At 68.7% G+C, this 14,686-nt stretch carries 11 protein-coding genes; 9 read left to right on the forward strand and 2 right to left on the reverse strand.

Features of this window, described 5'->3' with window-relative positions; translation table 11 throughout:
- The first annotated feature begins 103 nt into the window (after window positions 1-103).
- The 7 genes from WS57_RS25445 (at window position 104) to WS57_RS25475 (ending at window position 7,382) form a co-directional block, all read left to right on the forward strand.
- A complete protein-coding gene (locus WS57_RS25445) occupies window positions 104-1,039 on the forward strand; it encodes a LysR family transcriptional regulator (RefSeq protein WP_059600867.1) in 936 nt (311 codons plus the stop codon).
- 116 nt (window positions 1,040-1,155) lie between these two features.
- Complete coding sequence (locus WS57_RS25450) at window positions 1,156-1,383, forward strand: sulfurtransferase TusA family protein (protein ID WP_006402122.1); 228 nt, start codon at window positions 1,156-1,158, stop codon at window positions 1,381-1,383.
- Between the two features lie 218 nt (window positions 1,384-1,601).
- Window positions 1,602-1,976 carry a hypothetical protein gene (locus WS57_RS25455; RefSeq protein WP_059479234.1) on the forward strand — a complete coding sequence of 125 codons (375 nt, stop codon included), beginning with the start codon at window positions 1,602-1,604 and terminating at the stop codon, window positions 1,974-1,976.
- A gap of 298 nt (window positions 1,977-2,274) precedes the next feature.
- Complete coding sequence (locus WS57_RS25460) at window positions 2,275-2,979, forward strand: response regulator transcription factor (protein WP_006402120.1); 705 nt, start codon at window positions 2,275-2,277, stop codon at window positions 2,977-2,979.
- A gap of 8 nt (window positions 2,980-2,987) precedes the next feature.
- A complete protein-coding gene (locus WS57_RS25465; protein WP_409070479.1) occupies window positions 2,988-4,334 on the forward strand; it encodes a FecR family protein in 1,347 nt (448 codons plus the stop codon).
- Between the two features lie 10 nt (window positions 4,335-4,344).
- A complete protein-coding gene (locus tag WS57_RS25470) occupies window positions 4,345-6,732 on the forward strand; it encodes a CHASE2 domain-containing protein (RefSeq protein WP_069244994.1) in 2,388 nt (795 codons plus the stop codon).
- A 35-nt stretch (window positions 6,733-6,767) separates the two neighbouring features.
- A complete protein-coding gene (locus WS57_RS25475) occupies window positions 6,768-7,382 on the forward strand; it encodes a DUF4136 domain-containing protein (protein WP_040127216.1) in 615 nt (204 codons plus the stop codon).
- Between the two features lie 58 nt (window positions 7,383-7,440).
- On the opposite strand, the gene galU is transcribed toward WS57_RS25475, so the two are convergent.
- Both galU and WS57_RS25485 read right to left on the reverse strand, forming a co-directional pair.
- Window positions 7,441-8,325, reverse strand: coding sequence for a UTP--glucose-1-phosphate uridylyltransferase GalU (galU, locus tag WS57_RS25480; RefSeq protein ID WP_040127217.1), 885 nt, complete (start codon window positions 8,323-8,325; stop codon window positions 7,441-7,443).
- Between the two features lie 86 nt (window positions 8,326-8,411).
- Window positions 8,412-11,279, reverse strand: a complete 2,868-nt coding sequence (locus WS57_RS25485) for a valine--tRNA ligase (protein ID WP_040127218.1) — start codon at window positions 11,277-11,279, stop codon at window positions 8,412-8,414.
- 214 nt (window positions 11,280-11,493) lie between these two features.
- Here WS57_RS25485 and WS57_RS25490 point away from each other — a divergent pair, with 214 nt between their 5' ends.
- Together WS57_RS25490 and WS57_RS25495 are read left to right on the forward strand one after the other, a co-directional pair.
- A complete protein-coding gene (locus WS57_RS25490; protein WP_040127219.1) occupies window positions 11,494-13,854 on the forward strand; it encodes a UvrD-helicase domain-containing protein in 2,361 nt (786 codons plus the stop codon).
- Window positions 13,851-14,648, forward strand: coding sequence for a 5'-methylthioadenosine/adenosylhomocysteine nucleosidase (locus WS57_RS25495; RefSeq protein ID WP_059600860.1), 798 nt, complete (start codon window positions 13,851-13,853; stop codon window positions 14,646-14,648). Before WS57_RS25490 ends, WS57_RS25495 begins: the two co-directional genes overlap by 4 nt.
- Window positions 14,649-14,686 lie beyond the last annotated feature (38 nt).

Here is a 14,686-nt window from a genome sequence, read left to right on the forward strand (position 1 = left end):
TCTCCTCGGGATCGGGGTGGAAAGCCCCAGTCTAGGGAATCGCCTGCACGTGGAGAAGGCCGCGCAGCTTGATTCACTGTTCAGAATTCTGAATAATCGGCGAATGAATCAGCAAAATGTCCAGGCGCTGTGGCCGCACATCCATTCGCTGACGGTGCTGGCCGCCGCCGGCAGCTTCACGGCCGCCGCGCAGCGGCTCGGGATCAGCAAGGCGGCGATGAGCCAGCGCATCGCCGATCTCGAAAAGGCGGCCGGCGTGCCGCTCGTGCGCCGCACGACGCGCAGCGTGCGGCTCACCGACGCGGGCCAGACGCTGGTCGACAGCACGCGCGACGCGTTCGAATCGATCGGGCAGCATTTCGCGCGCGTGAAGGACCTGGCGGGCGAGCCGCGCGGGCTGCTGCGCGTGACCGCGCCGGTCGCGCTCGGGCGCCAGCAGATCGTGCCGCAGCTGCCCGATTTCCTGCGGCGCCATCCGGGCGTGCAGATCGAACTCGACCTGTCGGACCGGCTCCATTCGCTGACGCAGGAGGGCTTCGACCTCGCGATCCGCCATGCGACGACCGCGCCGCAGACGCATGTCGCATGGAAGCTCTGCGACACGCGCTCGCTGCTCGTCGCGAGCCGCGACTATCTCGACGCGCGCGGCGCGCCGCGCCACCCGAACGAGCTCGTCGATCACAGCTGCCTGTGCTATCTGCGCGACAACGAGCCGGCCGCGTGGAGCTTCGAGCCGCACGGCCGGCGGCGCGAACGCGTGAGCGTGCCGGTGCGCGGCAGCTTCGCAGCGAACAACAGCGAGGCGATGCGCGAGGCCGCGCTCGGCGGGCTCGGCATCGCGCTGCTGCCCGATTTCAGCGCGCAGCGCGATCTCGACGCCGGCCGGCTCGTCGCGCTGCTCGACGGCTGGCGGCCGTCCGGCGCGTTCGGCGATCACATCTTCGCGATCCGCCCGTACAGCGCGGTCGTGCCGAGCGCGGTGCGCGCGCTGGTGCGCCATCTGCGCGAACAGCTCGCAGGCGGCTTTTCGCACGCGTGACGGCCGCGCGCGGGCGCGCCGGGCCGCCGGCCGCGCCGGCAGACGCGGCGGCGCTGCGGTAAAATCGCAGCTTCCTCCCGCGCCCGCGTGGCGCGTCATTCGAAGGTCGACAGCCGATGCAGATTCACAAGGAAGTGGACGCCCGCGGGCTCAATTGCCCGTTGCCCATCCTGCGCGCGAAGAAAGCGCTCGCCGATATGGAAAGCGGGCAGATCCTCAAGGTGCTTGCGACCGATCCGGGTTCGCAGCGCGACTTCGCCGCATTCGCGAAGCAGACGGGCAACGAGATCGTCGAATCGACGACGCAGGACAAGACCTTCGTATTCCTGATGCGCCGCCGCTGACGGCCCGCCTCACGCGTCACGCCGCGACCTCGCCGGGCGCGTGCGGGCCCGCCAGCCGGGCCGTGCGTCTCTGACAATTCTTAAACCTCGCCGGACCGACGGCTGCGTATACTGAGCCGGCCGGTCGTCCGCGTGACGGATGCGCCGGCCACGGTGCGTCCGCGAGGCGGGCACGGGGGCCATGCCTGACGCTACCGTCGTACAAACGGGGAGAGGACATGTCCTTCAGACCAGGGACCATTCGACGTCCGTCCGCAATGGAATGCATCGCGCCCGGGCGCGCGCCGGCCTCGAGCCGTGTCGAGCTCGACCCGCAGCAGGATCGCCATGCGCGTGCCGCGCTGGAAGCCTACGCGGATTCGGCCGCGGCCGAGATGCCGTGGCTCGCCGAATGGCTCGGCGAGCGCCTGCAGGACGCCGCGCAGGGCGACGAGCCGCCGACGCACTGCGGCGCGACCGTCGAGCGCGTGTTCGACCTCGCGCACGCATGGGCGGCGAGCCGGCCCGACTATGCGGCCGCCGCGTGGGAGCACGTGCGCGACCAGTTGCAGCAGATGCTCGGGCAGCGCACGCCGGTCGACGATTTCATCTAGCCGACAGCCGGCGCCGCGGTTGTTCGCGACGCCCGTCATTGCGCGACGGGAAGGATTATTCGAAGAATGGACCGTAGTCCGCGCAATTTATTGGCGAATTTCATACTACTATGCTGAAATCGCTGGTTCGTCCGCGCCCCGTTTTTGAGATATATCGCCGGGGCCTCCGTGCCGCATGCGTCGCGCGGCGGCGAACGACGGCTCGCCGAGCCGGTATCGAAGTCGCGCAGGAGCTGCATGCGGCGGGGTGAGAGCGGGGAGCTCAACTGGACGAATCGCTTTCGATTTGCGGGGTGCTATGAGAATTGCTGTACTGGATGACGATCCGGCCCAGACGGATTTCGTCAGTCAAACGCTGACGGCCGCCGGCCACACGTGCTATGCGTTCAAGGAAGGCAAGGCCCTGAAGAAGCGTCTGCAGCGCGAGACCTTCGATCTGCTGGTGCTCGACTGGAACGTGCCCGACATGTCCGGCGAGGAAGTGCTGAAGTGGGTGCGCGCCAATCAGACCGAGCACAGCCTGCCGATCATCTTCATGACGAGCCGCGACGACGAGGCGGGGATCACGCAGATCCTCAACGCCGGCGCCGACGACTACGTGGTCAAGCCCGTGTCGGGCCCGATCCTGCGCGCGCGCATCGGCTCGCTGCTGCGCCGCGCGTATCCGGTCAACGCCGAGGCGACGGTGCGTGAATTCGATCAGTTCCGCTTCGACGTGAACCTGAAGCAGGCATATGTCGGCGACAAGGCCGTGAGCCTCACGCAGAAGGAATTCGAGCTCGCGCTGCTGCTGTTCCAGCACCTCGACCGGCCGCTGTCGCGCGCGCACATTCTCGATCTCGTATGGAAGCAGGCGACCGACATCCCGTCGCGCACGATGGATACGCATATCTCGATGCTGCGCACGAAGCTCGGCCTGCGGCCGGAAAACGGCTACCGCCTCGCGCCGATCTACGGCTACGGCTACCGGCTCGAGCGGGTCGGCCAGGGAGAACCGGAGTGAGCGCCGGAATCGCGCCGCGCACGCGGGTGCGCGCCGTCGGCCTGCGCGCGGCCTGCGCGGTCGCGATCGCGCTGGCGGCCCAGCTCGCCGCGGCGAAGCCGCCTGCCGCGGCGGACAAGACGGTCGTCTACCGCACGCAGGCGGGCGATACGCTGTACGACGTCGCCGCGCGCTACCTGCAGGGCCCGGACGACTGGCAGCTGCTGCAGCAGCTGAACCACGTGCCGGAGCCGCGGCATCTGCAGCCCGGCATCGCGCTGAAGCTGCCGTTCGCGCGGCTGCGCAAGGAGCGGCTGAGCGCGCGCGTGGTCGCGGTGCAGGGCACCGCCGAGCGCGGCACGGGCGACGCTTACGCGCCGCTTGCGGCCGATTCGACGCTCAGCGAAGGCGATCGCGTGCGCACCGGCGCGAACGGCTTCGTGACGCTCGAGCTCGCCGACGGCACGCACATGAGCCTGCCGCCCGACAGCCAGCTCGACCTGAAGACGCTGCGCCGCACCGTGCTGACCGGCACGCTCGATCGCGAGTTCGAGCTGACGCGCGGGGCGGTCGACAGCGAAGTCACGCATCTGAAAAAGCGCGACGACCGCTTCCAGATCCGCTCGCCGTCGGTCGTCGCGGGCGTGCGCGGCACGCGTTTTCGCGTCAACTACGACGCGGCCGGCAACGCGACGACGCGCGTCGAGGTGCTCGACGGCACGGTCGGCGTCGCGGGCAACCGGCGTCCGGCCGGTCCGACGCTCGTGCATGCGAACTTCGGCAGCGTCGCGACCTCGTCCGGCGCGGTCGGCGCGCCGGTCGAACTGCTGGCCGCGCCGGCGCTCACGCATCCCGACAAGGTGCAGGACGAGCCGGAGGTCGCGTTCGACCTCGCGCCGCTCGCGCAGGCGCATGCGTATCACGTGGAACTCGCGCACGACGCGGGCATGCTCGACCTGTTCCGTGAAATGCGCACCGACGCGCCGCACGCTGTCTTCCGCGACGTGCCGAACGGGACCTACTTCGTGCGGATCGCCGCGATCGACGGCAACGGCCTCGAGGGCGTGCCGCGCATCTACGCGTTCGAACGGCGCCTGATGGGGCTCGACGCGACCGCCACGCCGGGCGCGGAGGGCTACGTGTTCCGCTGGTCGCCGAACGGCGCGGGCGAGCAGGCGCGCTACCGGTTCGTGCTGTCGCGCTCGAAGGACCTGAGCGCGCCGATCGTCGACCAGGTCGCGCTGCAGTCGCGCCAGATCACCGTCGCGCACCTGCCGCCGGGCGATTATTTCTGGGCGGTGACCGTCGAGGAGTTCGAAGGCGGCAAGTTCTACGAGAAGACGAGTCCGGTTGGCGCGTTTACGTTGTCGCGCTGATCCGCGGCGCATGAAACCCGATTCCGTTTCTCCGCGTCGGCGCCTCGGGCGCCGCTTCCTGATCGAGTGGATCGCGATCGGCTGCCTCGGGGTCGCGGTGATTCTCGCGTGCGCGCTCGGCCGCCTGTCGTCGAGCGTCGACGGGCTGATCTACGACCGGCTGCTGATGCTGCGCAGCCTGCCGCTGTCGCCCGACGTCGTCGTCGTCGACATCGACAACCAGAGCGTGTCGGCGCTCGGCCGCTGGCCGTGGCCGCGCGACGTGCATGCGCGGCTGCTCGATACGCTCGCGCGCGCGCAGCCGGCCGCCGTCGTCTACGACGTGCTGTTTACGGAGCCTTCGTCGGAAGACCGCGCGTTCGCGGACGCGATAGCCCGCGTACCGACCTTCCTGCCCGTGCTGCTGAGTCCCGAGCAGCCGGACGGCACGCGCACGGTCGACCCGCCCGTGGCCGCGCTCGCGGCGCGCGCGATGGGGCTCGGCCATATCAATCTCGAAGTCGATCCCGACGGCATCGTGCGCAGCGTCGCGCTGTTCGAGAGCGACGGCCGCACCCGCTGGCCGCAGCTGATGGTGCCCGTGTATCGCGCGATCTCGGCCGGCAAGCTGCATCCGGCCGGCGGCGCGCCCGGCCCGCACGCGCACGACCTGTCGCGCGACGCGGCCGGCGAGGGGCGCTACCTGATCCCGTTCAGCCGCAACACGCCCGCGTATCCGACGCTGTCGTTCGACGACGTGCTCGAAGGGCGCGTGAAGCCCGACGCGCTGCGCGGCAAGATCGTCGTGGTCGGCGTGACCGCGTCGGGCCTCTACGACCGCTTCGCGACGCCGGTGTCCGGCGACTTCGGCCCGCTCGCCGGCGTGTACATCCACGCGAGCGTGCTCGACATGCTCGCGACCGGCACCGCGATCTCGCCCGCATCGCGCGCGGGCCTGTTCGTCGCGTCGCTGCTGCCGCTCGCGGTGCTGCTCGGCGGCTTCCTGATGCTGTCGCCGTGGCGCTCGCTGCTGCTGACGCTGAGCCTGGCCGCGCTCGCCGTCGTCGCGAGCCTGGCGCTGCTGTTCGAGACGCGCATCTGGCTGTCGCCCGCGCCCGCGATCTTCGGGCTGGTGGTCGTCTACCCGATCTGGAACTGGCGGCGCCTCGAGATGACGATGTCGTATCTGCGGCGCGAGCTGCAGCGGCTCGCCGACGAACCGCACCTGCTGCCCGAGGCGCCGCGCACGCGCAGCGTCGGCGGCGACGTGCTCGAGCGGCAGATGGCGCTGATGGCGCAGGCCGCGCAGCGCGTGCAGGACATGAAGCGCTTCGTGTGGGACAGCCTCGACAGCATGCCCGAGCCGATCTTCGTCACCGACCTGGCCGGCACCGTGCTGATCGCGAATCATGCGGCCAAGCGCTACGGGTCGCGGCTCGCGCTGCCGCTGCCGGAAGGGCGGCCGTTGCGCGCGGCGCTCGGCGAGCTGACCTTCGTGAAGACCGTCGACGGCAATGCCGAGCATGACGTCGCGATCCGCGACCACTGGCCGGCCGCGCTCGACCCGACGATCGGGGCCGAGCACGACGCGATGGCGCGCGGCATCGAGGTGCGCGATCGCGACGGTCTCGACCATCTGCTACGCTACGCGCCGTGCACGAACGCGCAGGGCCGCGTGACGGGCTGGATCGCCGGCCTCGTCGACGTGACCGAGCTGCATGCGGCCGAGCGGCAGCGCGAGGAAGCGCTGCACCTGCTGTCGCACGACATGCGCTCGCCGCAGTCGTCGATCCTCGCGCTCGTCGAGATCGAGCGCGACCGCGTGGAAACCGATTCGATGCGCGCGCTGCTCGCGCGGATCGAGCGCTACGCGCATCGCGCGCTGTCGCTGGCCGACGAGTTCGTGCAGCTCGCACGCGCGGAGTCGCAGGCGTACCAGCTCGAGACGACGAGCCTCGTCGACGTGCTGATCGACGCGAGCGACGAGGTCTGGCCGCAGGCGCAGGCCAAGCGCATCCGCATCGACACCGACGTCGGCACGGACATGTGCTGGGTGCGCGCGGATCGCTCGCTGATCACGCGCGCGTTCGTGAACCTGCTGAACAACGCGGTCAAATATAGTCCGTCCGACACGACGATCACGTGTACGCTGACGGTGGAGCACGCATCGAAACGGATGTTCTGCACGGTTCGCGATCAGGGGTACGGCATTGCGCCGGAGGATCAGCGGCATCTGTTCGAGCGTTTCAAGCGATTCCATGCCGGCGAGCGGCCCGAGATCTCGGGTTCCGGGCTCGGCATGGCATTCGTGAAGACGGTCGTCACGCGCCACGGCGGCAGCGTGTCGGTCGACAGCGAAGTGGGCGTCGGCACCGCGGTGACGGTGTCGCTGCCCGCGATCGACGAGCCGTCCGCCTGACAGGGCCGGGCACGACGGCAGCATTGGGGGAAGTCATGAGAAAGGAATGGGCGGCGACCGCGCTGGCGGCTTCGCTGTTGACGGGCTGCGCCGGCGTCACGACCGGCGTGAGCGCGCTCGGCCAGCCGGGCGCCTTCGCCGCGGACGCGCACGGCTACGAGGTCGTGCGCACGGCCGCACAGGCCGACGACGCCGAATACCGGCAGATCGAAGCGCTGGTGCGCGACGAGCTCGCGCGCCACGGCTTCGATGCGCAGTCGTCGAAGGATGCGCGCTACCGGTTGACGATCGCATACGCGACGCAGCCGGCCCGGGTCGCGGCAACGGCCGAGCAGTGCGGCGGCGCGAGCAGCGCGTGCGTGACGGTCGACGGGCCGGCGCCGCTCGCGTTGCCGTTCGCGGGCACCGTGTATCGCCATGTGCTGACGCTGCGTTTCGTCGATGCGAAATCGGGCGCCGACGTCTATCGCGTGTCGGCCGCGTTGCGCGACCGCGAACCGGGTGCGCAGCAGGCCGCGCCGACGCTCGTGAAGAGCGCGCTCGCGAAACTGCCGTTCGAGCTCGGGCAGGGCTGGCTCGTCGAGACGAAAAAAGACGACGCGGGCGCGATGCCGGGCGTCGTCTCGGTGAAGCCGGCCGCGGCGCACTGACGCGCGCGGCCTGTCAGGGGAGGGCCGGGCCCGCCGCGGGCCGGCCCTTGCCGCGCATTCAGGCGGCCGGGTGCGCGCCGTCGCGCGTGCGCAGATACGTGTCGAAGTCCGCGCCGACTTCCGGGTGGCGCAGCGCGAATTCGACCGTCGCCTTCAGGTAGCCGAGCTTGCTGCCGCAGTCGTAGCGCGTGCCCTGGTACTTGTAGGCCAGCACCTGCTCGTCGGCGAGCAGCGCCTGGATCGCGTCGGTGAGCTGCAGTTCGCCGCCGGCGCCCGGCTTCAGCGCGCGCAGGTGATCGAAGATCCGCGGCTTCAGCACGTAGCGGCCGACCACGCCGAGGTTCGTCGGCGCGACTTCCGGCGCCGGCTTCTCGACGATCGCCGACATCTTGATGATCGACTCTTCCCACTCCTTGCCGTCGACGATGCCGTACGACTTCGTCTCCGACGGCGGGATCTCTTCGACGCCGATCACCGAGCTGTGATAGTGGTCGAACACGTCGACCATCTGCTTCATCACGGGCGGGTTGCCGTCGAGCAGGTCGTCCGCGAGGATCACCGCGAACGGGTTGTCCGCGACCAGCTTTTCGGCGCACAGCACCGCGTGGCCGAGGCCGAGCGCTTCGGGCTGGCGCACGTAGAAGCAGTCGACGTGGCTCGGCTTGATGCTGCGCACGAGCTCGAGCAGCTTCTCCTTGCCGCGCGCCTCGAGTTCGGCCTCGATCTCGTACGACTTGTCGAAGTGATCCTCGATCGCGCGCTTGCTGCGCCCGGTCACGAAGATCATCTCCGTGATGCCCGCTGCAATGGCTTCCTCGACCGCGTACTGGATCAGCGGCTTGTCGACGACGGGCAGCATTTCCTTCGGGCTCGCCTTCGTTGCCGGCAGGAACCGCGTGCCCAGACCGGCCACGGGGAATACCGCCTTGGTGACTTTCAACATGATCGAACCTTTATTGATGTAATCGACTTGTCAGCTGTCTATGTTCACGTTCGCATTATAGTGAACGCAAACAGCCTTACCGTTTGTTACGCAGGCAACCGATCGCGCTGCGCGCACAATTTTTCCAGCGTGCTCTGGAATTCGGCGACACGCTTCTGTTCCTGCTCGACCACGGCGGGCGGCGCTTTCGCGACGAACGCCTCGTTGCCGAGCTTCGCGTTGCACTTCGCGATCTCGCCGGTCAGGCGCGCGATTTCCTTCGACAGGCGCTCGCGCTCGGCCGCGACGTCGATCTCGACCTTCAGCACCAGCTTGTTCGGGCCGACGATCGCGATCGGCGCGCCCTGCGCCTCCTTGTCGAGCGCGGCTTCGTCCGCGAGGATCTGGACTTCGGACAGGCGCGCGAGCGCCTGCACGTACGGCGCGAATGCGCGCAGGCGCTCGGCGTCGCCGGCCGCGAGCAGCGGCACCCGGGTTGCCGGCGACAGGTTCATCTCGCCGCGCAGGTTGCGGCACGCGTCGACGATCGACTTCAGGTCGGCCGCCCATTGTTCGGACGCTTCGTCGATCTTCTCCGGCGCGGCGAGCGGGTAGGCCTGCGTCATCAGCGACGCTTCGCCCTCGGCCTTGCCTTGCGGATAACGACCTGCGAGCGGCGCCACCTTCTGCCACAGCGCTTCGGTGATGAACGGAATGACCGGGTGCGCGAGACGCAGCACCGTCTCCAGCACCCGCAGCAGCGTGCGGCGCGTCGCGCGCTGCTGCTCGGGCGTGCCGTTCTGGATCTGCACCTTCGCGAGTTCGAGGTACCAGTCGCAGTACTCGTCCCACACGAACTTGTAGATGCTGCTCGCGATGTTGTCGAAGCGGTAGTCGGCGAAGCCCTTCGCGATGTCGGCTTCGGTACGCTGCAGCAGCGACACGATCCAGCGGTCGGCCGCCGAGAAGTCGAGATAGCCGCCGGGCCCGCAGTCGCCCGCGCCGCACGCTTCCGGCTTGTCGAGCCCGCAGTCGTGGCCTTCGCAGTTCATCAGCACGAAGCGCGTCGCGTTCCACAGCTTGTTGCAGAAGTTGCGATAGCCTTCGCAGCGCGCGAGGTCGAAGTTCACGTTGCGGCCGAGCGTCGCCATCGACGCCATCGTGAAGCGCAGCGCATCGGTGCCGAAGGCCGGGATGCCGTCCGGGAATTCCTTGCGCGTCTTCTTCTCGATCGTCGCGGCCTGCTTCGGATTCATCAGGCCCGTGGTGCGCTTCGCGACCAGCGTCTCGAGGTCGATGCCGTCGACGATGTCGATCGGGTCGAGCGTGTTGCCCTTGCTCTTCGACATCTTCTGGCCTTCCGCATCGCGCACGAGGCCGTGCACGTACACGGTGTGGAACGGCACCTTGCCCGTGAAGTGCGTGGTCATCATCACCATCCGCGCGACCCAGAAGAAGATGATGTCGAAACCGGTGACCAGCACCGACGACGGCAGGAAGTGCTGCAGTTCGGGCGTCTCGTTCGGCCAGCCGAGCGCCGAGAACGGCACGAGCGCCGACGAGAACCACGTGTCGAGCACGTCCTCGTCGCGCTTGAGCGCGCCCGTGTAGCCTTGTGCGGCAGCCTTGGCGCGCGCGTCTTCCTCGCTGCGCGCGACGAACACCTCGCCGTTCTCGCCGTACCATGCCGGGATCTGGTGGCCCCACCAGAGCTGGCGCGAGATGCACCAGTCCTGGATGTTCTCGAGCCACTGGTAGTAGGTGGTCGTCCAGTTTTCCGGCACGAACTTGATCTGGCCGTCGCGCACCACGTCGAGCGACACCTCGGTGATCGACTTGCCCGGATGGAACGTGCCTTCCGGCGCCGGCTTCGTCATCGCGACGAACCACTGGTCGGTCAGCATCGGCTCGATCACGACGCCGGTGCGGTCGCCGCGCGGCACCATCAGCTTGTGCGGCTTCACGGACTCGAGGAAGCCGAGCGCGTCGAGATCGGCGACGATCGCCTTGCGCGCGTCGAAGCGGTCGAGGCCGCGATACTGCTCGGGGCCGTTGTCGTTGATCTTCGCGTCGAGCGTCAGGATCTCGATCGGCGCGAGCTGGTGGCGCAGGCCGACCTGGTAGTCGTTGAAGTCGTGCGCGGGCGTGACCTTCACGACGCCCGTGCCGAATTCGCGATCGACGTAGTCGTCGGCGATCACCGGGATCTCGCGGCCGGTCAGCGGCAGCGTGACGCGTTTGCCGATCAGGTGCGCGTAGCGCTCGTCCTCCGGATGGACCATCAGCGCGACGTCGCCGAGCATCGTCTCGGGACGCGTGGTCGCGACCGTCAGCGAGCCGGAGCCGTCGACGAGCGGGTAGCGGATGTGCCACAGATGGCCGTTTTCCTCTTCGCTCGCGACTTCGAGATCCGACACGGCGGTGAGCAGCACCGGATCCCAGTTGACGAGGCGCTTGCCGCGGTAGATCAGGCCCTGTTCATAGAGCGCGACGAACACGTCGCGCACGGCGGCCGACATCTTGTCGTCCATCGTGAAGTATTCGCGCGACCAGTCGGTCGACGCGCCGAGACGGCGCACCTGGCCGGTGATCGTCGAGCCCGACTGCTGCTTCCATTCCCACACGCGTTCGACGAATTTCTCGCGGCCGAGATCGTGGCGCGACACGCCGGTCGCGTCGAGCTGGCGCTCGACCACGATCTGCGTGGCGATCCCCGCGTGATCGGTGCCGGGCACCCACAGCGTGTTCTCGCCGAGCATCCGGTGATAGCGCGCGAGGCCGTCCATGATCGTCTGGTTGAACGCATGCCCCATGTGCAGCGTGCCCGTGACGTTCGGCGGCGGCAACTGGATCGCGAAATCGGGGCGACCCGGCTCGAAGGCGGGGGCGGCATAGCCGCGTTTTTCCCACTCCGGCCCCCATTGGGACTCGATGGTGTGGGGCTCGAAACTCTTCGCAAGCGTGTTGTCGCTCATGGTTGGAAATCTGCCGAAAAATGCGTGAATTGGATGCCGAATCTGACAATTATAAATGGATGCACATCGGCCCACCATCGCCCGCGCCGTGCGAGGCCGCCGCACGGCCGCAGCGGGCGGATTCGCCTGCGCTCGCGCGCGGCAGTCCGAGCATCGCGCGCAGCCGACTTATAATGGCGGGTCCGCTTTTTTCACGCCCGTCCGCTGCCGCTCCATGCCCGATCTGCTCGCCAACCTGAACCCTGAACAATATGCCGCCGTCACGCTGCCGAACGAACCGGCGCTGATTCTCGCGGGGGCGGGCAGCGGCAAGACCCGCGTGCTGATCACGCGGATCGCGTGGCTGATCCAGCAGGGCTACGCGTCGCCCGCCACCGTGCTCGCCGTTACCTTCACGAACAAGGCCGCGCGCGAGATGATGGCGCGCCTGTCGGCGATGATGCCGATCGACACGCGCGGGATGTGGATCGGCACGTTCCACGGCCTGTGCAACCGGATGCTGCGCACGCACTGGCGCGACGCGGGGCTGCCGCAAACCTTCCAGATCCTCGACACGGCCGACCAGCTGTCCGCGATCAAGCGGCTGATGAAGGGCCTCAACGTCGACGACGAGAAATTCCCGCCGAAGAACGTCCAGTACTTCATCAACAACGCGAAGGAGCAGGGGCTGCGCCCCGACAAGGTCGACGCGTCCGACAACTTCAACCGCAAGTTCGTCGAGCTGTACCAGGCGTACGACCAGCAGTGCCAGCGCGAGGGCGTCGTCGACTTCCCCGAGCTGCTGCTGCGCTGCTACGAACTGCTCGCGTACAACGCGCCGCTGCGCGCGCACTACCAGGCGCGCTTCCGGCACATCCTCGTCGACGAGTTCCAGGACACCAACAAGCTGCAGTACGCGTGGCTGAAGATGCTCGCGGGCGGCGAGAACGCGATCTTCGCGGTCGGCGACGACGACCAGTCGATCTACGCGTTCCGCGGCGCGAACGTCGGCAACATGCGCGACTTCGAAGACGAATTCCGCGTGCGCAACCTGATCAAGCTCGAGCAGAACTACCGCTCGCACGGCAACATCCTCGACGCCGCGAACCAGCTGATCTCGAACAACGCGCACCGCCTCGGCAAGAACCTGCGCACCGACGCCGGCCACGGCGAGCCGGTGCGCGTGTACGAAGCGAGCACCGATGCGCAGGAAGCGAGCTGGATCGTCGAGGAGATCCGCTCGCTGATCAACACGGGGCTGTCGCGCAGCGAGGTCGCGGTGCTGTACCGGAGCAACGCGCAGTCGCGCGCGATCGAGCACACGCTGATGACCTCGGGCATCCCGTACCGCGTGTACGGCGGCCTGCGCTTCTTCGAGCGGCAGGAAGTGAAGCATGCGCTCGCGTATCTGCGCCTGATCGACAACCCGAACGACGACACCGCGTTCGCGCGCGTCGTGAACTTCCCGACGCGCGGGATCGGCGCGCGCTCGATCGAGCAGCTCGCCGACGCCGCGCGCCTGTACGGCTGCTCGATGGCCGCCGCGATCCCGTACGTGACGGGCAAGGCCGGCACGAGCCTCGGCGCGTTCGCGAACCTGATCGCGAAGATGCGCGCGGAAACGCAGCAGATGAGCCTGCCCGAGACGGTCGAATACGTGGTGCGCGCGAGCGGCCTCGCCGATTTCTACCAGGGCGAGCGCGAAGGGCAGGACCGCCTCGAGAACCTGCAGGAACTCGTGAATGCGGCGACCGCGTTCGTCAGCGAGGAAGGCTACGGGCTCGACACGCCCGCGCGCTCGATTCCGCTGCGCGCGGGCGCGATCGCGGCGCCGGAGCTCGGCGCGGCCGGCGACGACGCGTCGGTCGAGGTGCTCGAACCGGCGCCGCTCGACGATCCCGCGCAGAACCCCGACACGATGACGCCGCTCGCCGGCTTCCTGTCGCACGCGTCGCTCGAGGCCGGCGACAATCAGGCGCAGGCCGGGCAGGACGCGGTGCAGCTGATGACGGTGCACGCGGCGAAGGGCCTCGAATTCGCGGCCGTGTTCATCACCGGCCTCGAGGAAGGCCTGTTCCCGCACGAGAACAGCGTGCTCGAATCGGACGGCCTCGAGGAAGAGCGCCGCCTGATGTACGTCGCGATCACGCGCGCGAAGGAGCGGCTCTACCTGTCGTTCGCGCAGAGCCGGATGCTGCACGGCCAGACGCGCTACAACGTGCGTTCGCGCTTTTTCGACGAGCTGCCGGAACACGTGCTGAAGTGGCTGACGCCGAAGGTCGAGGCCGGTTCGCGCTGGGGCGGCCGGTCGGACAACGCGGGTTACGGGCGCGACTGGTTCGCGCGGCCGGGCGGTTCGCGCGAGCAGATCGTCGACGCGGCCGTGTCGGCGCCGCTGCCGGCGTTCGCGGACAAGCAGCGCGCAGCCGACACCGGCTTCCGGGTCGGCCAGCAGGTGTTCCATACGAAGTTCGGCGAGGGCACGGTCACCGCGCTCGAAGGCAACGGCGCCGATGCGAAGGCGCAGGTGAAATTCAAGCGGCACGGCGAGAAATGGCTCGCGCTGGCGGTCGCGAAACTGCAGGCGGTGGAATGATGAGCATCGACATGGTTTCAACGGTATCCACGCGTCCGCTCGGTGTGCTCGCCGCGCTTCCCGAGGAACTCGGCGACCTGATCGCCGCGATGCGTGCCGACGGTCACATGAAGACCGTCACGCTCGGCCGCCGCGATTATCACGTCGGCACCGTGCATGGCGCGCCCTGCGTCGTCACGCTCGCGCGCGTCGGCAAGGTCGCGGCCGCCGCGACGGTCAGCGCGCTGATCCACGTGTTCGGCGTCGCGGGCGTCGTGTTTACCGGCGTGGCGGGCGGCGTGTCGCGTACGGTGCGCGTCGGCGACGTCGTGGTCGCCGATACGCTGCTGCAGCACGATCTCGACGCCTCGCCGCTGTTCCCGCGCTACGAGGTGCCGCTGCTCGGCATCACGCGCTTTGCGACCGACGCGGCGCTGACGGCGCGCCTGAAGGCCGCGTGCGCGCTGTTCGTCGCGGAAGAGGGCGCACGGTTCGCCGAGCGCTTCGGGCTGGCCGGCGCGACGCTGCACGGCGGGCTCGTGATCAGCGGCGACCGTTTCGTGTCGAGCGAGCGCGAGGTCGTCGCGTTGCGCGACGCGCTGCCGGACGCGCTCGCGGTCGAGATGGAAGGCGCGGCGATCGCGCAGGTGTGCGCGGAGCACGATGTGCCGTTCGCGCTCGTGCGCACGATTTCCGACACGGCCGACGATCACGCGACGCAGTCGTTCTCGCATTTCCTGTCGGCGATCGCGAGCAGCTATTCGTCCGGCATCCTCAAGCGCTTCCTGACGCTGCATGCGACGACGGCGGCCTGAGGCCGCCGTCGCTTTCCTTCTTCATTCCGTTCGAACGG

The organism is Burkholderia pseudomultivorans, assembly GCF_001718415.1.
GTDB lineage: Bacteria > Pseudomonadota > Gammaproteobacteria > Burkholderiales > Burkholderiaceae > Burkholderia > Burkholderia pseudomultivorans_A.